The 25,042-nt window shown below is 38.7% G+C and carries 26 protein-coding genes; 8 read left to right on the top strand and 18 right to left on the bottom strand.

What is annotated here, in order from left to right; all coding sequences use genetic code 11:
• Positions 1-20: 20 nt before the first annotated feature.
• The 12 genes from H7R46_RS06040 to H7R46_RS05985 all read right to left on the bottom strand — a co-directional run bounded on the left by H7R46_RS06040 (position 21) and on the right by H7R46_RS05985 (position 12,376).
• On the bottom strand, positions 21-1,448 hold the full coding sequence (locus tag H7R46_RS06040; protein ID WP_080612830.1) for a M48 family metalloprotease: 1,428 nt from the start codon (positions 1,446-1,448) through the stop codon (positions 21-23).
• A gap of 142 nt (positions 1,449-1,590) precedes the next feature.
• On the bottom strand, positions 1,591-2,556 hold the full coding sequence (locus tag H7R46_RS06035) for a 2-hydroxyacid dehydrogenase (RefSeq protein ID WP_086260916.1): 966 nt from the start codon (positions 2,554-2,556) through the stop codon (positions 1,591-1,593).
• 11 nt (positions 2,557-2,567) lie between these two features.
• The gene (locus H7R46_RS06030) at positions 2,568-3,215 is read right to left on the bottom strand and encodes a hypothetical protein (protein ID WP_017480785.1); all 648 of its coding nucleotides are present in this window, start codon (positions 3,213-3,215) and stop codon (positions 2,568-2,570) included.
• Positions 3,216-3,315: 100 nt separating this feature from the next.
• Positions 3,316-5,205, bottom strand: coding sequence for a M48 family metalloprotease (locus tag H7R46_RS06025; RefSeq protein ID WP_005068334.1), 1,890 nt, complete (start codon positions 5,203-5,205; stop codon positions 3,316-3,318).
• Between the two features lie 78 nt (positions 5,206-5,283).
• The gene (gene purF, locus H7R46_RS06020; protein WP_005068333.1) at positions 5,284-6,825 is read right to left on the bottom strand and encodes an amidophosphoribosyltransferase; all 1,542 of its coding nucleotides are present in this window, start codon (positions 6,823-6,825) and stop codon (positions 5,284-5,286) included.
• Between the two features lie 25 nt (positions 6,826-6,850).
• Positions 6,851-7,438, bottom strand: coding sequence for a CvpA family protein (locus H7R46_RS06015; RefSeq protein ID WP_002115251.1), 588 nt, complete (start codon positions 7,436-7,438; stop codon positions 6,851-6,853).
• A 6-nt stretch (positions 7,439-7,444) separates the two neighbouring features.
• Positions 7,445-8,449, bottom strand: coding sequence for a quinone-dependent dihydroorotate dehydrogenase (locus H7R46_RS06010; RefSeq protein ID WP_005068330.1), 1,005 nt, complete (start codon positions 8,447-8,449; stop codon positions 7,445-7,447).
• Between the two features lie 89 nt (positions 8,450-8,538).
• Entirely contained in the window at positions 8,539-9,018 is a 480-nt protein-coding gene (gene gspM, locus H7R46_RS06005; protein ID WP_005068328.1) for a type II secretion system protein GspM, read from the bottom strand.
• Positions 9,018-10,157, bottom strand: coding sequence for a type II secretion system protein GspL (gspL, locus tag H7R46_RS06000; RefSeq protein WP_005068325.1), 1,140 nt, complete (start codon positions 10,155-10,157; stop codon positions 9,018-9,020). The genes gspM and gspL overlap by 1 nt, the downstream gene beginning before the upstream one ends.
• A 23-nt stretch (positions 10,158-10,180) precedes the next feature.
• On the bottom strand, positions 10,181-10,636 hold the full coding sequence (locus H7R46_RS05995; RefSeq protein WP_005068324.1) for a SixA phosphatase family protein: 456 nt from the start codon (positions 10,634-10,636) through the stop codon (positions 10,181-10,183).
• 56 nt (positions 10,637-10,692) lie between these two features.
• Entirely contained in the window at positions 10,693-11,766 is a 1,074-nt protein-coding gene (locus tag H7R46_RS05990; protein ID WP_002115297.1) for an NAD(P)H-dependent glycerol-3-phosphate dehydrogenase, read from the bottom strand.
• A 34-nt stretch (positions 11,767-11,800) separates the two neighbouring features.
• Positions 11,801-12,376 (bottom strand): nitroreductase, encoded by a 576-nt coding sequence (locus tag H7R46_RS05985; RefSeq protein WP_005068321.1) that lies wholly within the window; start codon positions 12,374-12,376, stop codon positions 11,801-11,803.
• 204 nt (positions 12,377-12,580) lie between these two features.
• Here H7R46_RS05985 and H7R46_RS05980 point away from each other — a divergent pair, with 204 nt between their 5' ends.
• Positions 12,581-12,961, top strand: a complete 381-nt coding sequence (locus H7R46_RS05980) for a hypothetical protein (RefSeq protein WP_005068317.1) — start codon at positions 12,581-12,583, stop codon at positions 12,959-12,961.
• A gap of 36 nt (positions 12,962-12,997) precedes the next feature.
• On the opposite strand, the gene rhlB is transcribed toward H7R46_RS05980, so the two are convergent.
• Together rhlB and H7R46_RS05970 are read right to left on the bottom strand one after the other, a co-directional pair.
• The gene (gene rhlB / locus H7R46_RS05975) at positions 12,998-14,149 is read right to left on the bottom strand and encodes an ATP-dependent RNA helicase RhlB (protein WP_005068316.1); all 1,152 of its coding nucleotides are present in this window, start codon (positions 14,147-14,149) and stop codon (positions 12,998-13,000) included.
• Between the two features lie 109 nt (positions 14,150-14,258).
• The gene (locus H7R46_RS05970; RefSeq protein ID WP_000126912.1) at positions 14,259-14,471 is read right to left on the bottom strand and encodes a cold-shock protein; all 213 of its coding nucleotides are present in this window, start codon (positions 14,469-14,471) and stop codon (positions 14,259-14,261) included.
• Between the two features lie 372 nt (positions 14,472-14,843).
• Between H7R46_RS05970 and H7R46_RS05965 the strand changes: the two genes are divergently transcribed.
• From H7R46_RS05965 to H7R46_RS05945, 5 genes are all read left to right on the top strand, one after another.
• Complete coding sequence (locus H7R46_RS05965; RefSeq protein ID WP_005068314.1) at positions 14,844-15,089, top strand: sulfurtransferase TusA family protein; 246 nt, start codon at positions 14,844-14,846, stop codon at positions 15,087-15,089.
• Positions 15,090-15,222: 133 nt separating this feature from the next.
• Positions 15,223-16,089 (top strand): RNA polymerase sigma factor RpoH, encoded by an 867-nt coding sequence (gene rpoH, locus H7R46_RS05960; RefSeq protein WP_002115267.1) that lies wholly within the window; start codon positions 15,223-15,225, stop codon positions 16,087-16,089.
• Between the two features lie 110 nt (positions 16,090-16,199).
• Positions 16,200-16,565 carry a DUF423 domain-containing protein gene (locus H7R46_RS05955; protein WP_005068311.1) on the top strand — a complete coding sequence of 122 codons (366 nt, stop codon included), beginning with the start codon at positions 16,200-16,202 and terminating at the stop codon, positions 16,563-16,565.
• A 13-nt stretch (positions 16,566-16,578) separates the two neighbouring features.
• Positions 16,579-16,776: a sulfur carrier protein ThiS gene (gene thiS, locus H7R46_RS05950; protein ID WP_002115323.1), complete on the top strand. Its 198-nt coding sequence runs from the start codon at positions 16,579-16,581 to the stop codon at positions 16,774-16,776.
• A gap of 13 nt (positions 16,777-16,789) precedes the next feature.
• Positions 16,790-17,575 carry a thiazole synthase gene (locus H7R46_RS05945; protein WP_001154366.1) on the top strand — a complete coding sequence of 262 codons (786 nt, stop codon included), beginning with the start codon at positions 16,790-16,792 and terminating at the stop codon, positions 17,573-17,575.
• A 197-nt stretch (positions 17,576-17,772) separates the two neighbouring features.
• On the opposite strand, the gene yaaA is transcribed toward H7R46_RS05945, so the two are convergent.
• Positions 17,773-18,552: a peroxide stress protein YaaA gene (gene yaaA, locus H7R46_RS05940; RefSeq protein ID WP_005068306.1), complete on the bottom strand. Its 780-nt coding sequence runs from the start codon at positions 18,550-18,552 to the stop codon at positions 17,773-17,775.
• 125 nt (positions 18,553-18,677) lie between these two features.
• Here yaaA and H7R46_RS05935 point away from each other — a divergent pair, with 125 nt between their 5' ends.
• On the top strand, positions 18,678-19,310 hold the full coding sequence (locus tag H7R46_RS05935; protein ID WP_005068305.1) for an alpha/beta hydrolase: 633 nt from the start codon (positions 18,678-18,680) through the stop codon (positions 19,308-19,310).
• Positions 19,311-19,507: 197 nt separating this feature from the next.
• Positions 19,508-20,464, top strand: coding sequence for a ribonuclease Z (locus H7R46_RS05930; RefSeq protein ID WP_005068304.1), 957 nt, complete (start codon positions 19,508-19,510; stop codon positions 20,462-20,464).
• A 108-nt stretch (positions 20,465-20,572) separates the two neighbouring features.
• Here the strand turns inward: H7R46_RS05930 and H7R46_RS05925 are convergent, their stop codons facing one another.
• The 3 genes from H7R46_RS05925 to H7R46_RS05915 all read right to left on the bottom strand — a co-directional run bounded on the left by H7R46_RS05925 (position 20,573) and on the right by H7R46_RS05915 (position 24,961).
• Positions 20,573-22,033 (bottom strand): aminoacyl-histidine dipeptidase, encoded by a 1,461-nt coding sequence (locus H7R46_RS05925; protein ID WP_005068295.1) that lies wholly within the window; start codon positions 22,031-22,033, stop codon positions 20,573-20,575.
• A 170-nt stretch (positions 22,034-22,203) separates the two neighbouring features.
• Complete coding sequence (locus H7R46_RS05920) at positions 22,204-22,587, bottom strand: hypothetical protein (protein ID WP_005068294.1); 384 nt, start codon at positions 22,585-22,587, stop codon at positions 22,204-22,206.
• Positions 22,588-22,714: 127 nt separating this feature from the next.
• Positions 22,715-24,961, bottom strand: a complete 2,247-nt coding sequence (locus H7R46_RS05915) for a bifunctional prephenate dehydrogenase/3-phosphoshikimate 1-carboxyvinyltransferase (protein WP_025469799.1) — start codon at positions 24,959-24,961, stop codon at positions 22,715-22,717.
• Positions 24,962-25,042 lie beyond the last annotated feature (81 nt).

Genomic DNA, 25,042 nt, shown 5'->3' with positions numbered 1-25,042 from the left:
TTCCTAAGTCATCCTAGACCTTAAATTTTCATTCGTCGCTCATCTTGCATTTGTTTCAAACGACTGTCTATTCTTGCCGACATTGCTTGATTATCTTTTGCCAATCGCTGAGCATGCAACATTGATTTAATTGCATTTTCCTCACTACCTGACCAATATTCTGCTTCAGCCCGATAGCGTAGAACATTAACCGCTCTTAAAGGTCCATTCTTATCCAAATTTGCAGCTTGCTGTAAAAATTGCCAACCTTGTATATCTCTTGGATTCTTATTAATAAATCTTTGAACCAAGGTTTGAACTTGCGCAAACTTACCCTGTCGTAGCAGCACCTCAGCCAACTTATAACTAAAAGCTTTATTTTCAGGCATCGTCATTTGTGTAGCAGCAATAGTAGTATAAGCTTGATCTAGCTTGTTTTGGCCAAGATAAATATCTGTCTGCAACAATGTGACAAGAGGCTTTCCACTAGATTTCGCTTGATCTAGAGTAGATTGCGCTTGCACATAATCACCTTGTCTTGTGTAAAATGCCGCTAAAGCAATCAGACCAGCAATATTTTTTTGGGACGCCAAACTTTGTAGTTGGTTTTCAGTGGCCTGATTGGCAACCACCATGGTGTACCATTTTAAAATTTCAAAATCTGCATCATATATACGATTTTTAACTCTAGGCAGCTGGTTTGCACGCAGCCTAGCTTCACTCATACGCTCAGTCGTCAATGGATGAGTCAACCAGAAATCCGGTAAAAAACTTACCCGACTTGTAGCTCTATGCATTGTTTCAAAGTAATCAGCCATACTTTGAGGGTTATAACCTGCCGCATACATATATTGCATACCAATACGGTCTGCTTCACGCTCTTGATTTCGACTATATGTTAATTGCTTATCCATGAGTGCAGCCTGGGTTCCAAGCATCACTGCTGCACCGGCATCGCCACCACCCTGCGCAGCTATAGCCACCCCCGCTAAAAGCCCTGCTAGACTTAGCAGTGTTTGACCTTTAAAGGCTTCTTCAGAGCGACTAAAATGTCTTTGCGATACATGCGCAATTTCATGCGCCATAACACCAGCAATTTCATCAATATTTCGTGCTGAGGCAATAAGCCCTGTATTGAGCGCAAATAAGCCGCCCGGGACAGCAAAAGCATTGATTTGTGGATCTTTAATCACGACTAGACCAATCGGCTGCCCAAGCTGAGTTTCACTTAAAATACTAGAAAATACCTGAAAAAATTGATCTTCTAACCAAACATCCTGAATAACAGGCATTTGTTTGTGGACTTCACGAAAAACTTTTTCGCCAATAAATTTTTCTTTTTGTTGATCAAGCAAACCAATCCCACTTCCAATATTTGGAATTTCTACTTGATTTGCAGAAGGCTGAGGATCGAAAGGCTGTGCGTACGAAGCATTTGTTATAAAAGCCGTACTTAAAATAATTGGCAAAAATCTCAAAAGTTTTTCTCTAGTAAAATTAAACCATCAAAAAAGTCTACTGATATAAAACATAAAAAATTATGTTCAATCAATAGACTTTTAATATATCACTCGAGATCGCTTAGTTTTGCAATGAAGTGTTATTAATCACTTATGCAAAGTTTGGGTTTACCAAATATCTAGGAGTTTTATCCTCCAAAGCTTCAACTAGATTTTTATAAGCAAGATTTGCCATTTTTTTACGGGTCTCTGCAGTCGCAGATCCTACATGAGGCAAAGTAACTACATTTGGCAGTTTAAAAAACTCCGAATCTTGTAAAGGTTCTTTTTCATATACATCCAAACCAGCTCCAAAGATTTCCCCGCTTTGTAAAGCCTCAATCAATGCTTGCTCATCAACCACTGAACCACGCGCAATATTAATAAAAATGGCGTGCTTTTGCATAAGCTCAAATTGAGCTTTCCCCATCAAAGCTTTCGATTCATTATTTAAATCAACTGCGGTTACTACAAAATCAGACTCTTGCAATAACTCATCTAAACCAAGATATTGTGCTTTTAAAGGCTCTGCCAATTCAGGTTTTTCACGGCGGTTATGGTAAACAATATTCATGTTAAATCCATAAAAACCACGGCGTGCAATTGCAGCACCAATATTACCAAGCCCAATAATTCCTAGGGTCTTTCCAAAAACATCTAAACCAAACTGCTGAGGCCCAACAGTTCTTTTCCATTCACCTTGTTTAGTCCAATGATCAAGAAAAGGAACTTTTCTAGCAGCGCTTAGTAATAATGTAAAAGCAAGATCAGCCGTTGTTTCAGTTAAAACATGAGGGGTATTTGATAACCAGATTTTTCTTTGGTTTAGATAAGCCACATCATAATTGTCATAGCCAACTGTTACAGATGAAATAATTTTGAGTTTTTGAGCAGGCGCAAGATTACTTTCATTAAGAAGTCGACCAGCACCAATCATCCCATCAGCATCTACAACTTGTTGGCGAATTTGCTCATTAATATCACCCAGTTTTGGATTAAGAACCACAACATGATAATCCTGTTGTAATCGAGACAAAATTTCTTCATCAATTTGGCTAAAAACTACAACTTTTTTCATGTAAATCCCTACTACTCGTTGTTATCTTGCATTAATTGCCATAACCTTTTTTTAAGGAGTGGTTTCTCCAACATCTCTTTTAAACTCGCCAAATGAATAATATTGGCATGTTGAATATAAGAACATTCCCCAAGGCACAAGATTTTCTTGTCTGCTGCGACAGCATCTAAAAATCCTTGAATATATGAACCTGCACCACGTTGATCTTGATAGTTAGCTAAAGGGAACGGCCATTTTAGTTCAGCATATTGTCCTATTTTTGCTTTTTGAATGTTATTCCAAAGCTGCTTTTCTTCTTCACTTAAATTGGTAACATCTAAAAAAATAACGCATTTTTCAAGCGCAAAAGCCTGTAACTCAAATGAAGCAATCGTAACCACTGGAGCTTGTACTTCAGTACGAGGCGACACAACAGGCGGAACTTCTACTGGAAGTGGTACCGCAATTTCAGGTTCAACTTTTGGAACTTCGTTGACTTGTGGTTTTGTCGGTTGCTCAACAACTGGATTGTTCTTAGAAGGCAATATAATTGGTTCACCTTCTGGCGCAGCTTGATCTCGCCAGAGACTTTGAGCATTATTTTTTTGGCACACCTGTGTCTTAGGAATCCATACATCAATTCCTAAAGTTGCCAATATATTTCTTTGCTGCCCAATCATCTGTAAATCAATACCTCTACTCTATCTACATTCTAACGGGCTTCAGTTTTTTTTTCAGTGTTTTATTTCATTCAGATGTTTTTATAATCGTATATGTCTTTTAAATAATCATCACACTATTTCTCTTTTGCATTTGATCCACAATTTCTTCTGTCTCAAAGCCAAAACGCCAATAAAGCAATTCAAGCACATCGAGTTCATCTTGCGTGATAATACGGTCGCTCCACAAACACATTTCTGCAATAGCTAGAATACTTAGACGGTCACGTAATAATAAACCAGCAATATCATTTAAAATTTCAGCCAGATCTAATGGCTCATCTGAAATTTCATCATAGATATACATTTCATCAGGATTGAGCAGCGAACGTAAAATGCGCTCACGCACTTCTAATTGATTTGGGCTATTAATTTGCTGAACATGAAGCAAAGCATCAATCAAACGAACAATTTGAGGTTTCACTTCTTCAAATGCAGTCGGCAAATGTAACGGCATCAAATTCAATTCATGTTTAACCCGCTCCAATAAAAGTGCATCTAACAATCCAATTTCACCATCTTCTTGAATAATGAGCGCTAGCTTAGTAAGAAATTGCCGCGCAATACTTGCAGGTATATGCCCAATATTTTTACAAGCATCATGAAATATTTGAATATGAATACGCCCATCCAAATTCAATAATGCATCGATAATGGCATGACTCACAGGTGCATCTTTTGGAATGAATTCCCGATATTGGCGAATCATCAAAATAGCAACCATCACTTCACGTGAACCAGTCGCAGTTTGTAGTGCTCGCTGAATTAATTCAGGACGCTTTTTATTTCGACGTACATCACTACTCAGGGGCTTAATGGCATCATTTAATGCAAAACTAATTGGTGACAACCTTAATAAAGGTAAAGGCTGTGGAGATGACCACGGAATATAAATTTCTTTCTCAGATTCTTCTAAGAAATGAAATAAGCTAAACAACGGACGGTTGCGAAGTTTCTTTAAATTTTCTAATTGTAAATCTTGTAGCAAAGTAGGATTTAACTCATAAATACGTTCACGAATACTCGGGTGAATATTCATCCAGCTTTGTGGGCTAAGGGAGTTAGCAAAACACATATGTGCGATTGATTCAGAATAAGCACTATGAATTTGCGAACCAGAATGGTGAACATAAATACGCAACAAAGTTTGGGTATTCGCATTATTTTTTAATAGTCGTACTGTTTTTTGGTCATTACGAAATGTGCGCCCACTCAAAGTCAAATATTTAATAAAGCGAGTAATCAGTACACCTAGGCTTCCAGCCAACCAAATGACTCCACCCACCGCAACAAAAACAGTTTCAAATTTATGTTTATAACCCGGGCTATAGCGCTTAAAACCTTGCTTGGCTAATTTACTACCCCACTGACTAAAAGTTGTTAAGCCACTATATAAAATCTTTAATTTTGTATTCTCAACAGCCTCACCAGATAAAATCTGGTTAAACTCATGGCCCAATAAACCATATAACTCAAGCTTATCCAGATTCTGTAAAGCACCCCATGTCAGAATAATTACGATATCTTTGGGATGAAAACCTGCCGTAAGTGCATTTACACCAACTTCATCAGGTAATACATATACAGTTGGAACTTTAAGTGAAAAATTTTGGGCTAAGTGTTCTGTAATTTTTAATGCCGCGAGTTCTTCGGGAGTACTCTCCTCTTTTACCAAACGACGTGCTTTAAGTTGTTTTGCTAAAGAGTGCCCACCTTTACGCAGGATATAAAGTTCAGTAACTACCGACCAAACCATAATAAAAAGTAATAGGGCAACGAAGTAAGGACTTAAGGTATGCCACCAAATTGGCTGGCTATAATCAAAAAAATGAACGAGTAAACCTAAAATTAAATTTAAGATAAAAATAGTAAGCAGCACAGCAACCAAACACATAGTGATGGACCATGCCATATTTTTATTTTCGATGAGATAGTGGCTTACTTCTTTCAATGTAAATATTCCCAATTACATTGTTAGGTTTCATCATAAAAGAAAAAAGCGGGAAATACCCGCTTTTTTCGGCTATTTCTATTCTTCTTTGATGCCTGTTAAATCTACAGAAGCAGCATCGACATTAACGTCAATATAACCATCTTTTTTCTTCTTAGCAGAGTCATTACGCTTCTGCTCCAAATTATTTAGATAGTTACCATCAATATCACCTGTTACGTAGATTCCATCAAATACTGAGCAATCGAACTCAGTTAAGTCAGGCACTTTGCTGGTACGTACAGCATTTTTCAAGTCTTCCAATTCTTGGAAAATCAAACGATCAGCACCAATAATTTCTTGGATCTCTTCCACGCTGCGTTCTGAAGCAATAAGCTCAGCTTTAGCAGGCATATCAATACCGTAAACGTTTGGATACATTACTTTCGGTGCTGCTGACGCAAAGTATACTTTTTTTGCACCAGAATCACGTGCCATCTGAATAATCTCATTACACGTTGTACCACGTACAATAGAGTCATCCACCAATAGAACGTTCTTACCTTTGAATTCTAACTCAACAGGGTTTAATTTCTGACGTACAGATTTTTTACGTTGCTGTTGACCTGGCATAATAAAGGTACGGCCGATATAACGGTTTTTCATAAAACCTTCACGGAACTTCACACCTAGAATATTTGCAAGTTCTAAAGCTGAAGTACGGCTCGTATCTGGAATTGGAATCACCACATCAATATCGTGGTCCTCGCCCCAGTCACGTAAAATTTTATGAGCAAGCTTTTCACCCATTTTTAAACGTGCTTTATAAACTGAGATTCCATCAATAATCGCATCAGGACGAGCAAAATAAACGTATTCAAAAATACATGGACGGTATTTAGGATTAGCAGCACATTGCTTAGAGAACAACTCGCCATTTGCATTGATGAAAATTGCTTCACCCGGTTCAATATCACGCTCAATTTTGAAACCAAGAGCAGTAATAGCAACCGATTCAGAAGCAATGATGTATTCCATCTCACCTTGTTCAGTTACACGCGAACCGTAAATAAGTGGGCGAATACCATTCGGATCACGGAAACCAACCAAACCATGACCAGTAATCATTGCTACTACCCCATACGCACCTTGGCAACGCTCATGCACACGAGAAACCGTGTGAAAAATATCGTCAGGGGTAGGATTTAAAGTGCCTTTCTTCTGTAATTCATGCGCGAACACGTTTAAAAGAACTTCTGAGTCAGAATCAGTATTCATATGACGTAAATCTGTTTTAAACAGATCATCATGAATTTCTTCTGCATTGGTCAAGTTACCATTATGTGCAAGCGTAATACCGTAAGGTGAGTTTACATAAAATGGTTGTGCTTCAGCACTGCTCGCAGAACCAGCAGTTGGGTAACGTACATGGCCAATACCATAATTACCAAGTAATGCTCTCATATGACGAGTATGAAAGACATCACGCACCATACCGTTATCCTTACGAAGGAAAAGACGGCCTTCATGGCAGGTTACTATTCCAGCTGCATCTTGCCCACGATGTTGCAACATCGTTAAAGCATCAAACAACATTTGGTTCACTGGCGATTTACCGGCTATACCAACAACTCCACACATAGCAACCTCGCAGACAAGCTAGGAATTAATAAAAAGGATTCTTTGTCGAATGGTCGGATCGGTTTTCTAAATCTTCCGATTCGTCCATTGGTTTTGAAGGAGTACCTGATGCACTACCTCCAGATGTTATTTGATGAAATGCCTCACTTGCAGCATCTTTAGACAACTCGGTAGCCAAAGGCGCATAAGGCAATAAAAACTGTATAAATTTGGACTGTTTCCAGTGTGGTGAACTCTCAACCCAAGGCCCTACACCCTGCATTGTAATTAGTACAACCAACAAGCCCTTTAAAGAACCAAAAGCACCACCTGCTAAACGATTTAATGGCCCCAATTTCAGACTTTTCAAGAGGCCATTTAAAAATGCAGAGACGATCCATGTTAAAACAATGATCAAAAGCGCTATAAATGCAAAAGCTGCAATTTTCTGAACAACTGGATCATGACTTAAACCCGACATAGACGGAGCAAGAAGGACAGCATATTTTGCACCCATAATTAATGCAATGACCCATCCTACCAAGTTCGCAAAGGCTTTAATAAATCCTTGTCGCAAACCGTTTAGCCCCCCAATGAGCAAAAGTATCAGAATAATGATATCAATTGTGTTCATATTCACTTAAGACATAGCTGCAACACATTGTTTCACTAAAATAGGACCTGTATAAATTAGCCCACTATAGATCTGTACTAATGTTGCTCCAGCTTGCTGTTTGACTGCTGCCTGTTCACCCGACAAAATTCCACCCACGCCAATTAACGGGATTTGTCCTTTTAATGTTTGGGCAAACAAACGTAAGCATTCGGTACTTTTTTCAAAAACAGGTGCGCCTGATAAACCGCCCGACTCATTACCATAAGGAAGATTTTCTACACCTTCTCTTGATAAGGTCGTATTAGTAACGATCAAGCCATCAATTTTAAACTGCACTAACTGCGCTGCAATAAATTCAACATCTTCCGCTGTTAAATCAGGTGCAACTTTCAGAACCAAAGGAACATAGTGATTATTTTGTTCAGCTAGCTCAAGTTGTCTTTCTTTTAAGGTTTGCAATAGTTCAGTTAATGCATCACCACTTTGTAAACTTCTTAAGTTCTTAGTATTTGGAGATGAAATATTAACGGTAATATAAGAAGCGTAGTTATACACTTTCTCAAGGCAAATCAGGTAATCATCAACAGCTTTTTCTACAGGAGTATCAGCATTCTTACCAATATTAATGCCTAAAATTCCTTTAAACTTTGAAGCTTTGACATTTTCAATCAGCTTATCAACACCATCATTATTGAACCCCATACGGTTAATAATGGCTTGAGCTTCAGGAATACGGAATAAGCGCGGCTGCGGATTACCCGATTGAGGACGAGGTGTAATGGTTCCAATTTCAATAAAACCGAACCCTAACCCAGCTAAAGCATCAATGTGTGCACCATTTTTATCAAGACCGGCTGCCAAACCTACTGGATTTGGAAATTCAATTCCCATACAAGTCGTCGGTTTCGCCTCTACGCTCTGACGAAGTAGGCCGAACTTATGCGCTTTATCAAGCATAGATAATGTTAATTCATGGGCACGCTCTGGTGCTAAACTAAACAACATCGGGCGAGCAAGTGAATATAACATACCAATCACAATATACTGATTTTAGGTAGGCATATTATAGGCACAGGGAGCACAAAACACCATGCTTAAGACCAGCATATTTTAATATGTTATTGAACCGTCGCTGTTAATTTAATCTGACCTTCACTTGAAACCATTTCCATTTTTTCAATACTTAAGGCCATTTGTGCCAGTTGGGTTAAAAAGTTAGCTAAAATTGCGTAATTCTGATGAGTAACAATAATTTGTAACTGCTCGCCATTTTGCTGAGAAGTAACCGTTAAACCTTGCTGTTGAGCTACACGTTGTATTTTTTCTGCCTGCCCCAGCTCAAGCTCACTCGCAGGTTTCATAGTGACTGCATTACTTTGCATCCACACCATCAAATCTTTTAAATCATTTAAGCGCTGTTGCTGCTGTTCTGCTAAGGAATGCATTTTCCAAAGTGAAGCCCCAATAATAGCCACTACAACAAAAATTGTAGTAAAGACTACCATGATACGTTCACGGACAGTCAAACGGTCTAAATATTGATTAACTTGTTCGATCCACTGATCAAAGCGGTTTTGCAATTGAGCTAACATTTTCATTATTGTATTTTCACCACCCCAATAGCCCCACCACCATCGGCTTGAACATTACCTAACTCCGCCTTAAATCCTTGCTGATTAAGCTGCTGTGTTAAAGCTTGCAAATCATCTGCCGATTTTGCTTTCAAGGCCATGGTTAGTGTAGAAGCATCATAATTTAATTGCTGAGCTAAAATTTGTCTTTGCATCAAAATAGGTCCAACACGACTCAATAAAGAAAGTGCTTGTGTATCGCCTTGTTTACTCATTCTTAAATGACTTTCAAATTGGCTTTTTATATTTTGTTCATTTACGCGACTAGAAGGACCAAACCAATATTTATATTGCTCAATTGTCTGCTCAGCTGTTTGATTTGCTACATTTCTTAATTTTACCCAACGCAACAAATCATAGCTAAACTGAACCACAATGATTGCTAAAACAATAACCGCACATGCTTTCCAGTACCCAGAAACCGTTTGCTCTTGCCCTTTGGCTTTTGGTAAAACGTTAAAAGGATGCTGTTTAGGTTTATCTAAGCCCTGAAACTGATAAAAAAATTCTGAACGTTGCTCAACACTAGAAGCTGCTTCTAAGCTTTCTAATTGTTCTGTCGTTAATCCACTATATTGATAGTTTGTTTCAACTGGCTGGAATTCCAAAAACAAACCCAAATCATCTAGTGAGTTACCCACCCATTTACTTTCGCGCGCCAGTAATTTTTGGTCAATATTACACAGGATAACTTGGTGCTCTTGTGGTTCTGGCAAAATCAAAAAGTCTGGCAACAAAGCAACCAGCTTGATTGGCAACAAATTCATCGCATGTTGCCATGTTTCCACAGTAGTTTTTGCAACGCCCAATATTGTTAATTGATCAGCATGAAAATGATGAACTACTTTCATGTGATCAATAGGCAAAGTTACAAACTCTTCAAGCAAATATTTAACACCATCTGCCCCGAGTTGCTTGTAATGAGACTTTGCTATTTGTTGCTGGAATACCTGAGCATGACGACTAGGAAAAAAGACAACAGCCTCTTTTCCTTGGTGCAATTGTAGGTCTTGTATTAATTGATCGAGGCTTTCAGCCTGCAACCAGTTTTCTCCGTTAGACCAATGCCATATTCCATTGGTTTCAGGCATCCATAAATACAGCATAATGGGCTAAATAACCTTTTTATTTATATTGTGGGTATAAAACTATTTTTTTGTGTTGATAAACCAGTTGCAATCACAGCCTGATCATAAATTCGAGCTTCAGCCAACGCAAATGGATTAAAGTTTTCATGGGTCAGCAGTTCAGCAATATGCCCTACTACATTCATATGACACACGACCACAATTGACTCATAAGGAATCTGAGACAACCACTCGACTGCCTCTTTGGCGTTATCATCCGGTTTAATTTTATCGCATAACAACACAGGCACATCTTTAAAGTACGCTTGAATATGTGCCAATGTCTCTTGAGCACGCAACAAAGGACTAACTACAAAAATATCAGGCTTAACAATATCTTTTAAAAATGTTGCTGTCTGTTCTGCTTGAGCATGTCCACGAGCAGTAAGAGGGCGTTTAGTGTCGTTACCATTTACAGGTGGAGCGGCTTCCCCATGGCGAACCAATGTCAGTTGCATAAATTTTCCTTGTTAATAATTCCTGCATTATAACCACAATTTATGACATTTCTTCTTCAGACTTCGTGATGAGGTAAAACAAATTCAACATCACTACGGTGTCCGTTTTTCATAAGAGATAAAGCAATATTTAAAGGAGGCGCCCCTTCGAAAATAACTTCATATAAAGCGTTAGTGATAGGCATATAAACATCTAGTTCTTCTGCTTTACCACGCACCTGAACAATTGTATTAATGCCTTCTGCTGTCTGCCCCAACTCTTTACTTGCCTGATCCAGCGTTTTACCCGAACCTAAAGCATAACCAATCTGATAATTACGGCTTAAAGGACTATTACAAGTCGCGAATAAATCACCAACACCTGACAACCCCAAGAATGTAAGCGGATTTGCACCTTGTTTTACTGCAAAACGGCTCATCTCAGCCAAAGCACGCGTTAAAATCATACTCTTGGTGTTTTCACCAATTTTGTAAGCGGCACCAATTCCCATTGCAACCGCATAAATATTTTTAAGCGCACCACCTAACTCCACTCCATGTACATCATCACTACCAAAAACACGGAATAAAGCACTATGCAGAGCATGTTGCACAGCATAACGAACTAACTCGGAATCACTGGCAATCACGGTGCCGGACGGCATACCTGCCATAATTTCTTTTGCAAGGTTTGGACCTGATAGCACACCATAAGGAACTTCAGGTAATTCTTCACGAATAATATCGCTCATGAAGCTGAAAGTTTTAGCTTCAACACCCTTGGTTAAAGACACAACCGCTTGTGCAGTAATATAAGGAGCGATTTGTTTTAAGACATCACGGAATGAGTGACTTGGAATTGCAACTAAAATAATATCTCGGTCACACACGGCTTGCTCAAGATCAGACACAGCGCGTAATGATGACTCTAAAATAAAATCTGGCAAATAACGTTTATTAATGTGTGTTTTATTAATTTCCTCAGCTGTTTCGGCGTCACGAATCCAGATCATGGTATCGCAACCGTTACGTGCAGCTAAATTTGCCATAGCCGTTCCAAAGCTTCCTCCCCCTAGAACGGTAATACGTAAAGCAGTTTTTTTATCAACCGCAACAGGTTCCACCAAATCTGTAAACTTAAATTCAGCCATCTTTTATTATCCTATTTCTTACTTCTACAGACGTTTAAGCCTGCCAAACTTTTACGAATTCTTTACTTTCAATATCTGCACGCGGTGCAATTACTTTAGCTGCTGTGCCTACGTAAATAATACCTGAAATTAAATCACGAGGTTGCAGACCTAAATGCTGTTTTAACCAATTTGATTCGACAACTGCACCACTACGCCACATGGTCGAAAAACCTTGAGCTTGTAGAGATAATAAAAGATTTTGTACTGCAGCACCCGTACTTAAGATTTGTTCGAAATGCGGCACTTTCGGGTGATCTTGTAGTTGTGTAAGCGCTAAAATGAGTAATGGTGCGCGAAAAGGATGTTGTTTAACACGGTCGAGTTGAGCGGGATCAGTTTCACCTAAATCTGCTAGAGCCTTTGCTAAAACTTCACCAAAAGCACCACGTTGTTCGCCTGAAACAACCACAAAACGGGTTGGCTTAAGTCTATGATGATCTGGAGCAGTCAAAGCTGCTTGGAAAGCTAACTCTAATTGCTCTGTACTTGGAGCTGGCTCAACTAATTGGCCAATAGACTGACGCTGATGAATATTTTGGTGAATTATTTGTATTGCTGATTCCGTCATTAATATTGATCTAACTCAAAAATTCAAAATAGATTAGCATAATCTACCGTTAATCCACCATTGAATCTAGCTTATAAAATTAGCGAACTCTCACTTTGACATTTTTTAATACAAAACATCAAAACTCATACAACGTCTTCAAAATCAACTAGAAAACTTATGTTCAAATAGCTATGTCTTTTAGCGATTAACTTTAGGTGCATTATGAAAAAAATAATTTTAGCAAGCGCAATGAGCGGTGTTGTTTTATTACTTGGTGCTTGCGCAACTACTCCTAAAAATACTTTAGCAGTTCAAAAAGAAAATAATCAGTTTGAAGTTACAGGTATTGGCAAAACCAATTTAATTGCGAAAAATAATGCGATTACTGCAGCTCAAAAAACTTGCTCAAAAAGCACTACACCAGTCGTTGTAGATGAAAAAACAACATATAACGGTGTATTAAAAGATGTTGTAAGTGAAAAAACCGGTCAAATGGTTGAAGCAGCAGCAGGTGTTATTGGTACATTAACTGGTAAAAATGCATCTTTAGCAAAAGATGATGACTACCAAACAACGCTTACTTTCTATTGTAAAATTAATTAATCAAAAAAATCCCAATCAAATGATTGGGATTTTTTATTAGCAGTAACCATCTAATCTGGTCAGTGGTAATTTTTTACCAATTGCTTTTTCAATTTCGGGTAAATAAAAGGCGTCATCTTCTGAAAGAAAACTAATACTTACCCCTTGTGACCCAGCGCGACCTGTACGACCAATACGGTGTACATAGTCATCAGATTGTTCAGGCAACGTAAAGTTGATTACATGCGACACGCCATCCACATGAATACCACGACCAGCAACATCCGTCGCGATCATAATATTATGTTTACCTTGCTTAAATTGCTCTAACATTTTTAAACGTTTATCTTGAGCAATCTCACCTGAAAGCATACCAACTCTATATCCATCTTTCTTTAAATGATCATAAAGACGGCGGACCTGGTCACGTCGATTAGCAAAAATCATGACCTTATCGATTGGTTCTTCACGCAAGATATCTTGTAGTAAACGATATTTGTCTTGTTTAGCTACAACATAAACACGTTGTTCTACATCGTTATTGGTCTTTTGTTCAGGCTCAATTTCAACAGTTACAGGTTCAAACAACCATTGTCTTGCCAAATTCAAAACGTCATAACTAAACGTCGCTGAGAACATGAGTGTCTGACGTTGTTCCTTGCGTGGTGAATAACGAACAATACGTTTTACCGAAGGAATAAAGCCCATGTCTAATAAACGGTCAGCTTCATCAATGACTAAAAATTCAATTTGATCGAGCCAGACTTCTTTTTGTTCTACAAAATCGATTAATCGCCCAGGTGTGGCTACCATGATATCGACAAAATTAGCATCAAGTTGCTTCTTCTGCTTATCGAAATCAACACCACCCAATAGGGTCACTAAATGTAAATTAGAGAATTTTGTGAGAAATTTTGCATCACTTTCAATTTGCAATGCCAACTCACGAGTAGGTGCCAAGATTAAAGCACGAGGCTCGCCACGGAAGCGTTGCTCTTGAACCGGATTATTGAGTAAATCATTAATTACACTAATCAGAAAGGCAGCTGTCTTACCTGTTCCTGTTTGTGCTCGCCCAATTGCATCATGCCCGGCTAATGTATATTTTAAAACCTTTTGCTGAATTGGGGTCATTTGAGTAAACCCTAAAGCATCAATCGCCTTTTTAAGTTGCGGATGTAAATTCAAGGTTTCAAAACCAGATGTCATAAATACGCGCTCTAACAAACAATCTCTCGAATGAGAAGATCATTATAAACAAAAACGCCCCAATTCAAAAATTGGAGCGTCCATCATTCATCAAAAAGATGAATTAGTCTTAGTCTAAAGGCTGAACGTTTTCAGCTTGAAAACCTTTTTGACCTTGTACAACGCTAAATTCTACACGTTGACCATCACGTAGAGAACGGTGACCGTCACCTACGATTGCACGGAAGTGAACGAATACATCGTCGCCGCCGTTACGTTGAATAAAACCAAAGCCTTTAGTGTCATTAAACCACTTTACTACGCCTTGTTCACGAGCTGTCATAAGTCAATCCTCAGATGTTGAAAAAAGGACCTTCCGGTGTTGCAAACAGCAGAGCAAACAAGGTTTTAAAATATTTATAATCTTAAAGCTTGTAATCATTCTGTAAAACTATCAACAATTTCCGGTTACATCCATTTGTTATAGGGTTATTAAATCAATTTGATTGTGTGGTAAATCCTAAAACGGTTCGAGCTTAACACGGGTTTATGACAATTAATAGAATTTTTTTCAAATATTTCCCCTATTTTTAGTTCTTTTTTTAAACAGCTTATTACAATATTTTTTATAGAAATTCCCGCATCTTCTTTCATAAAATATGCTGTATTTATTAAAAATTTGTTAGAATATTTTTTTCAGTTGTTTTGATGATGAATGAGCAATACTTCTTCTAATACAGCACCCATTGAAATTAATGCCCTTGGACAACCCTGCCCAATGCCATTGTTAATGCTAAAACGTGAACTTAAAAAAGCGTCAGGCAAACAACAATTTTTATTAAAATCTTCAGATCCTCATAGTGAAATTGATGTAACTCGTTACTGTGGTTTACATCATTTTACGTGTCAAACCACACACATATCAGAAAGAGAATTTCACTATTTAATTGAAACTCAATAATTCTTTGCTAAACTAAAAGATTAGAAATTGCATAAAATTTTACATTTCTCTACCCAATTTTCCTTAATTATGAAGCTGATTCAAATTAAGATGAATTTATTGGTTATTCCATTCGATCCTATAAGGAGAACTCATGAGTGACAGCAGCAATCAATTGATGCCCCTGTCATTGTCTGCGCCCGGTGTAAACCTTGGTGCATATATCAGTACTGTCAATCAGATTCCTATTTTAACGGCCGAGCAAGAAAAAGAACTTGCTGAACGTTATTATTATGACCAAGATCTTGATGCCGCAAAAATGCTGGTAATGTCGCATTTACGTTTTGTCGTTCATATTGCGCGCAGCTATGCAGGTTATGGCCTACCACAAGGCGACCTTATTCAAGAAGGTAATTTAGGCTTAATGAAAGCCGTGAAACGTTTCGACCCAAATATGGGCGTGCGTCTAGTATCTTTTGCCGTCCATTGGATTAAGGCAGAAATCCATGAATACGTTATTCGCAACTGGCGTATCGTCAAGATTGCAACGACAAAAGCTCAGCGTAAATTATTTTTCAATTTGCGTAGTTTAAAAAAATCGAGTAAAAAGTTGACGCTCGAAGAAGCTCAATCGATTGCGAATGACTTAAATGTAACTCCAGAACAAGTTCTGGAAATGGAAGGTCGTTTAACTGCTTATGATGCTGCTTTTGAAGCACAAGGCGATGACGACGACGATACTCCACACACAGCACCTGCGTTGTATCTTGAAGATAACCGCTACGACCCTGCCCGTTTAGTCGAGAACGAAGACTGGGAAGAGCAAAGCACTTCAGCCTTGCATGATGCAATGGACCAGTTAGATGACCGTTCGCGTAATATTTTACAACGCCGCTGGTTAGATGATGATAAATCTACTCTTCACGAGTTAGCAGCTGAATATAATGTTTCAGCAGAGCGTATTCGCCAGCTTGAAAAGAATGCGATGGAAAAGATTAAAACTGCCATGTCAGCAAGCTAAAATAAATTTAAAAATAAAAGGGCGATTCGCCCTTTTGTTTTATCTGGCTATGTTTAGCCAACCCAATCTATGTTAACGTTGCCTTTCATTATTCAGTTGCGTTTTTTGTTATGTGGATCGCCATTTCAGCCCTTAATCTTGCTTTTGCAGTCATGTTGGGTGCTTTTGGAGCACATGGTCTTAAAGCTCACGCGGGTCCTGAGCAACTTGCTTGGTGGCAGACTGCAACCGACTACTTTTTTTATCATGCGCTTGGCCTATTAGCTCTTGGTATTTTAAGTAAGGTTCTTCCTCATTTCCCAATCAAGTTATCTTTCTTGCTTATCCAAATTGGTATTCTATTCTTTTGTGGTTCGCTTTATATCATGGCGCTGGGTTTACCACGAATATTAGGTGCAATTACGCCAATCGGTGGAGCCTTAATGATTGCGGGATGGCTAATCTTGGCTTGGAATGCTTTCAAATACGCAAAATAATCGGAATGTGATCATGCAAATTTATTTAAATGGCGAATTAACGGACACGCCTAGCCAAAACCTGTTGCAACTTATTCAGGAGTTGGCACTTGAAGGAAAACGTTTTGCTGTCGAGCACAATCAGCAAATCGTTTCTAAAAGCAAATTAGAGCAAATTTCTATTGCTCAACATGACCGTATCGAAATTATTCACGCTGTTGGCGGCGGCTAAGTCGGAGTTATCCATGCAAGACACCCCTCTCATTATTGGTTCACGTTCTTTTCAATCTCGCTTATTGGTCGGAACTGGCAAATATAAAGACTTAAATGAAACGGATTTAGCTATTCAAGCCAGTGGTGCAGAAATCGTAACTGTCGCAATCCGCCGTGTGAATATTGGACAAAATCCAGATCAACCGAATTTACTGTCTGTCATTCCGCCAGAGAAATATACAATTTTGCCAAATACCGCAGGTTGTTTTGATGCTGATAGCGCAGTACGTACCTGCATGTTAGCGCGTGAGTTACTTGATGGTCACAACCTAGTAAAACTTGAAGTTTTGGGCGATGAAAAAACCTTATATCCAAATGTAACCGAGACCTTAAAAGCGGCCCGTACTTTGATTGATGATGGTTTTGAGATTATGGTCTATACCTCTGATGATCCGATCATTGCACAAGAACTTGAAAGTATGGGCTGTGTTGCAATTATGCCTTTAGGTAGTTTGATTGGTTCTGGTTTAGGTATTTTAAACCCACACACCATTTCAATTATCAAAGAAAATGCGAAAGTTCCAGTTTTAGTTGATGCAGGTGTTGGTACAGCAAGTGATGCTGCTATTGCGATGGAACTTGGTTGTGATGGTGTATTGATGAATACAGCAATTGCAGCTGCTCAAAACCCTATTTTGATGGCTTCCGCAATGAAAAAAGCTGTTGAAGCAGGACGTGAAGCATTTTTAGCAGGTCGTATGCCACGTAAACGCATGGCAAATGCAAGCTCACCTGAAACAGGTTATTTCTTTAAATAATCATTTCTTGTGAGAATACAGCCTTTAACTGCCGTTTTAACTTTAATGCGACTTGTATAGGCATTTTACTTTTCAAAGATGAAAAGTAACAAAAATCTTTTGTTTCGCTGATATTACATCCATGTAATACAGCGAAACGGTGGCATCCATGCCACTTCACGATAATCATCGCTTACGAGAGTTTAAGTTGAGTAAGACTAAGCCTGTTGCTCATCACGTTTAAATACCAACTCTTTTGCCGATGAGTTATCAGCATCAAAGTAATAACCCTCGGTATTAAACGCTTTGATGTCTTCAGCTTTATTTAATTGGTTTTCAACAATAAAACGAGCCATTAAACCACGTGCTTTTTTCGCATAGAAACTAATGACTTTATATTTGCCATTTTTCTGGTCAAGAAAAACAGGCTTCACAATTTCAGCCTTAATTTTCTTTTCATTGACAGACTTGTAATATTCATCTGAAGCTAGATTTACCAGCAATTCAGATTTAATTGCGGCCAAGTCTTCATTAATTTGGTTAGTGATGATATCACCCCAGAATTCATACAAATTATGACCTCTAGTATTTTTTAATTTAGTACCCATCTCTAAACGATAAGGCATCATTAAATCTAAAGGACGCAATAAACCATATAGACCAGAGAGCATACGCAAATGCTGCTGTGCAAAATCAATATCTTTGTCTTTTAAATGATAAGCATCTAAACCGGTGTAAACATCCCCTTTAAATGCATAGATTGCTTGGCGAGCATTTGAGAAATTAAATTCGGGATTCCAATCTCTAAATCGATCTGCATTTAATGTGGCAATTTTTTCACTCACACTCATTAAACTCGCAATTTCCGAAGCAGAAAGTTTGCGACAAACATCAATTAATTGTGCTGAGTTTTCTAACAAGCGAGGCTGAGTAAACTCATCTGTAGGTAACGCTGTTTCATAATCTAAAGTTTTTGCAGGAGAAATTAAAGCAAGCATAGACAACCTGAAAAAATTATTCTTAATACCAACTATAACAGTAGATATTTTTTAATGCTAACTCGTGTTTTCAATGACGACTATCGGTAAAATAGCACTACGTATTGTTATTTAGCGGTTCTTATATGTCTGAGCAAACTTTCATCCAGGGTCCAGTAGGTAAAATTGAACTTTTCGTTGACCGCCCTGAAGGTGAAATCAAAGGCTTTGCGGTTGTTTGCCATCCGCACCCATTGCAAGGTGGAACTCCTCAACATAAAGTCCCTGCTCTTTTAACCCAAATTTTTAATGAATATGGTTGTATTGTTTATCGTCCTAGTTTCCGTGGTTTAGGGGGCAGTGAAGGCATTCATGATGAAGGCCATGGTGAAACTGAAGATATCTTAGCTGTCATTGAACATGTTCGTAAGCTTCATGAAGGCCTACCATTTTATGCAGGCGGTTTTAGCTTTGGCTCACATGTTTTAGCAAAATGCTTTGCACAGCTTGCACCTGAATTACGGCCTGTACAGTTAATTTTATGTGGTTTACCAACAGCTACTGTAGTAGGTTTACGTCACTATAAAACTCCTGAAATTCAAGGTGATATTCTACTCATTCATGGTGAGCAAGATGATATTACTTTACTTTCAGATGCAATTGAGTGGGCAAAACCACAAAAACATCCAATCACAATTTTACCGGGTGCCAACCACTTCTTTACAGGCTATTTAAAGCAGCTTCGCCAAATCATTACACGCTTTATTATCATGAAATAAATGGTAACTTGATGGGTATAGATTGAGTCTACGCCCATCATTTTATAAGCCGTGTCATTATTGAAAATTAGTCCAACTTAGTGCAAAACGAATCTGGTTTTTAGTTGGTGATTATCATTTGGCCACTATAATTCTTATAAAAATTTAATAAGTGTCTATAATATACGGTACGCATTTGATTAAAAAATTCCAAAAATATGCTTCATTTTACTTTTTTAGGCACATCTTCAGGTGTACCAACCCTAACACGTAATGTTTCAGGATTAGCAGTTCGCAACAGCAAAAATAAGGACTGGATTTTAATTGATGCTGGCGAAGGTACACAGCACCGCATTCAACAAGCTAAACTTTCATTACAAAACCTAGTTGCCATTTGTATTACACATGTTCACGGCGATCATTGTTATGGTCTAGTTGGTTTATTGGCAAGTGCAGGCATGAATGCCCGTAGCAAGCCCTTAATCGTGATTGCACCGAAAGAAATTCAGCAATGGTTTGAAATCACTGCCCAGCTTACAGACTTACATTTGCCCTATTCCCTTCAATTTATTGATGTAAATGAAGCAACACAGCCACAACAGATCACTGACGAATTCATTGTTCAAGCACACCCTCTAAGCCATCGTGTTCCAAGTTTTGCTTTTAGCATTTATATCAAATCTATTCAGAAGAAGTTAGATACCAAAGCTCTAACTCAGTTAGGCGTACCTCAAGGCGATATGTGGGGCCATTTAAAACGAGGCTACGATGTTCAATTTGACGGAAAAACTTTAAAAGCTCAAGACTTTATCAAAATTCAAAATCAACAAGTTCATGCAATTATAGGTGGTGATAATGACCAACCTGAACTATTAGCTGATGCTTGCAAAGATGCTCAACTCCTTATTCACGAATCAACATACTTGCAAACGGTTTTAGATAAAGTTGGCAAAGGTCCAATGCATAGCTCAGCAAAAATGGTGGCTGAATTTGCAGAGCAGCAATCTTTGAGTAATTTAATTCTGACGCACTTTAGCCCTAGACATCAGGATAAAACTGGGCAGCAAGCTATTGCCGAAGAAGTTCGCCAATTTTATAAAGGTCATTTTTATTTAGCGAATGATTTTGACGAATTTACTTTAAGTGAAACAGGACAACTTTTAAAAATCGACTAAAAATCATATTTGTTGTGAAATCGAATTCACCGAATTGAGTCCAGATCATTTTCATGTAAAGTTCAAAGTTTAAGAAGCTCATAACTGAGCTTCTTATTTCTTAAAAAATTACTCTACAGATGCCAAAGCAGTTACCAGTAGCTTCCAGCATTTATCTACAGTATCAACTTTTACTCGTTCACCCGGTGCATGCGCACCTTGAATATCTGGTCCAAATGAAACCATCTGCAAATGTGGGTAATGTTCAGCAATAATCCCACACTCTAAACCCGCATGGATTACTTTAATATCTGGTTCAATATTAAAAGCATTTTGATAGGCTTGTTGTAAGCACTTTAGAGCCGCCGAGTTAGGGTTTGGTGTCCAACCTGACACTAACGGTGTGAGTGAAGAAGTGATATTAAATTGACTAAAATGTGCCTGAATTTTTTCTGCAAAGTCTTGAGCTTCTTGGTTCACCATTGAACGAACCATTAAGACAGCTTTTCCGACCTCTCGATTTAATTTTACAACCCCGATATTGTTTGAGGTTTCAACCACATCTGGTAGAACTTGACTCATACTTGCAACGCCATAAGGACTTGTTGCCAAAGCTTGCAACCATTCATTTTGCTGTTGTTGAGCAATCACTTCTGTCACTTCAGCACTATTCGGTTGGATAGTTAATTGCAGATTATCATCAATACCCTGTAATTGGTCTTTCCATATCGTTTGATATTCAGCGAGTAATTTTTCTAATTCGGGTAATTGGTTAGACGAAATTGCAATGGTTGCCACTGCTTCTCGAGGTAAAGCATTACGGGCCGTACCACCTGTAAATTCAACAAGGTGTCCACCAAGCTTTGCTAAATACTCATTTAAAAAGCGGGCTAAAATAACGTTAGCATTGCCACGTCCTAAATGAATATCTACGCCAGAATGCCCCCCTTTAAGACCCGCAACCTGAATATTCACAATGTTCAGATTTTCAGGGATTCGTTCATAAGTAAGTGGTTGTTCTACTTCAACATCAATACTTCCAGCACAGCCAAGATATAACTCCCCCCACTCTTCTGTATCAATATTAAATAGCCACTTCCCTTTCAGTACACCTGCCTGTAAAAGTCGCGCACCACTCATCCCTGCTTCTTCATCAACTGTTAGAAGAACTTCAATTGGCCCATGAGCAATATCATTTGAGTCTAAAACTGCCAAAGCTAATGCTACCCCAATGCCATTATCAGCACCTAAAGTAGTATCTTTAGCAATTAACCAGCCATCTTCGAGGACTGGCTGGATCGGGTCTTTAAAGAAGTCGTGTACTGTGCCAGTATTGGCTTGAGTGACCATATCTAAATGGCCTTGCAGAATAACGCCAGACACATGTTCTTTACCCAGAGTCGCATTCTTACGAATAATCAAATTCCCCACTTCATCTACGTAAGTTTCTAAATTTCGACTTTCGGCCCAGTTTCTTAAAAACTCACGAAGTTGCTGTTCATGCTTCGATGGGCGAGGAATAGTGCAAAGTGTTTGAAAATGCTGCCAAACCACTTGAGGAGATAACGCTGCAATATCAACTTGTGTCATGAAAACCACACTCTAATTATGTAAATATCTTAATAATTTCAATATACACAATGCATTAAAGATAGGTAGGGATTTCGGGAAAGATTTTGTATTTTTATATTTAATCTAAAGAGATTGTACGACTTTTCTAAAAAGCCGTACTTCATGAATAACTCTTAACAGCCGTGCGCTTAGTTTTTCCATTCAAATGCTGAAAAGCTATGATCAGCCTTCAAACTATTTTCAACTGCCTGTGCAAGCTGACGAATAATGCTTTGTGTTTCGATTTTCTCAAACCAGTCTTGTTCCTCATCTGGATTGGCAGAGATTTCACACATCAAATGCCCTTCATGGTCTGTTTTCTGGCAAGTAATCGATAATGGCAAAAGATGATTATCAATACTCACTTCTACTTTTTCATGTTCATGCACAATGTGCTGCGCATCAAAACCATAATGCCCCAATTGTTTAAACAGTAAAGCCGCTACATATTCTTGAGTGATATGGCATTCATTTGGTGGATGATCAAGCACTCCATGTTGTGGGCAACTGGCAATAAATTGTAATTTTTTCATCCTTTGTCCTAACACTATTATCATTATCTGCACTTAGCATAAGCAATAAACAAACAGCAGCCAAGCCTTTAGCCCGCTGCTGCCGTTGCTATTGTGTTAGCAATTATAAAATGTGTCAGGTCAAAAGTTATTGGCTAACTTCGATTGTTAAGCCTGCACGATTCGCCAACTCAGTGAAAGTCGGGAAGCTTGTCGCCACAGTTTCAGTACCATGAATTGTAATCGGACCAGAATTACGAAGACCTGCCATACTAAAACTCATGGCAATACGGTGGTCATGATGTGATTCAATTTCGCCGCCAGCAAAGATTGGTGACCAATCGCCAGATTTGCCTTTACCTTCGATAATGATGCCATCATCAGTCGGTGTGCAGTCAATACCCATGATTTTTAGGCCATCAGCCATGACCTGAATGCGGTCAGACTCTTTCACACGAAGTTCTGCCGCACCAGTTAATACTGTTTGACCTTCGGCACAAGCTGCTGCAATAAATAAAGCGGGGAATTCATCAATTGCTAAAGGTACTTGGTCTTCAGGCATATGAATACCTTTAAGAGTACGTGAACCTTTAATATGAATATCAGCAATAGGCTCTCCACCGGCAATACGTTCATTTTCAACAGTCAGGTCAGCACCCATCTGTTTTAAAATTTCAATTACGCCAGTACGTGTTGGATTAATACCTACAGCTTCCAGAACAACATCGGAACCTTCTGTAATTGCAGCACCCACCATAAAGAAAGCAGCAGATGAAATATCAGATGGAACCTGAATATCAGTACCTACTAATTTTCCGCCACCAACAAGAGAGATCTTATTGCCTTCAGTTTTAACATCATAACCAAATGCACGAAGCATACGCTCTGTGTGGTCACGAGTTGGTTCTGGCTCAGTGACTGAAGTTTCACCTTCACCCCATAAACCAGCAAGTAAAATACCCGACTTCACCTGAGCAGATGCCATTGGCAAGTCGTATTGAATGCCTTTTAATTGCTGGCTACCCGTAATGCTTACAGGTGGTGTACCTTTCTCACCTGTTGTCTGGATTTGCGCACCCATTAAACGCAATGGTTTAGCAATACGCTCCATTGGACGTTTAGAAAGTGATGCATCACCTGTCATCACTGAATCAAATTTTTGTGCTGATAACATACCTGAAAGCAAACGCATGCTCGTTCCAGAGTTACCCATATACAAGGCACTCGCTGGTGCTTTTAAACCATGCATACCCACGCCATGAATGGTCACTTCCCCATTCTTAGGGCCTTCAATGCTTACACCCATATCACGGAAAGCTTGTAAAGTTGCTAAAGCATCTTCACCTTCAAGGAAGCCAGTTACATGCGTAGTGCCTTCTGCAATAGCACCAAACATAATGGAGCGATGTGACACAGATTTGTCACCCGGTACGGTAAATTTACCTTTAAATGCCTTATTTCCCGGTAAGATACTGAATTGCTGTGTCACCTTATTTTTCTCCATTAAAGGTTTTTTGGCTAACATATGATTGAAATGCTGACGTGCTGCCTGAGCATGACCGAGTAAACCCATTAATGCATGAGAGTCTTCGTTTTCAATCAATTTTCTAAGTACGGTAAGTTGCTTCTCGAAGCCATCTACAGCATTTAATATGGCTGTTTTATTGGCAAAGAAAATGTCATGCCACATTTGTGGATCACTAGCTGCAATCCGTGAAAAGTCACGAAAGCCACCTGCTGCATAGCGGAAAATATCAAGATTATCTTCACGATTCGCAAGTTGCTCAACCAAATTAAATGCCATCAAGTGCGGTAAATGACTTGTATGTGCTAAAACTTCATCATGCTTGGCAACGTCCATACAAATGACTTCAGCTTTAGCAGCAGACCAAAGTTGAATCAGTTTCTCAACTGCCCATTCTGCACTTGTGGGTAACGGCGTTAAAATAACTTTGTGATTTGCAAATAAATCGACCTTACCTGCATGAACGCCCGTATGCTCACTACCAGCAATAGGATGTCCCGGCACAAAACCTGCTGGTAAATCTTCACCAAATACAGCTTTTGCTGCATCGACGACATTACCTTTTGTACTTCCTACATCAGTTACAATCGTAGTTTCTGTCAAATAAGGTTTAATTAGTTCAAGCACTTTTTGTGTCGCACGTACTGGCAAGGCTAAAACAACTAAATCTGCCCCTTTCACAGCCTCTACAGGATCAGAAAATCCTTCTTGTATTAAGCCAAGTGATTTTGCATCTTCTAAAGTTTTCTGTGAGCGTGTAGAAGCCACAATAGTTGTCGCCAACTTTTCAGCAACAATAACCCGTGCCAAACTCGACCCGATGAGTCCTAAACCAATAAATGCAACTTTTTTAAATAGGGGTTGTGACATAACTTCAACTTTGCTTTTGCTCAAAGTGATTTAAACCTTTGAGCAATTTGTTTTTAAGCATAATGACATGACCATCTTGAT

Origin of the sequence: Acinetobacter sp. BEC1-S18-ESBL-01, assembly GCF_014169935.1 — a bacterium.
Classification (GTDB): domain Bacteria; phylum Pseudomonadota; class Gammaproteobacteria; order Pseudomonadales; family Moraxellaceae; genus Acinetobacter; species Acinetobacter pittii.
The sequence above is the reverse complement of the archived record's forward strand: the minus strand, read 5'-3'. Positions and strand labels throughout refer to the sequence as shown.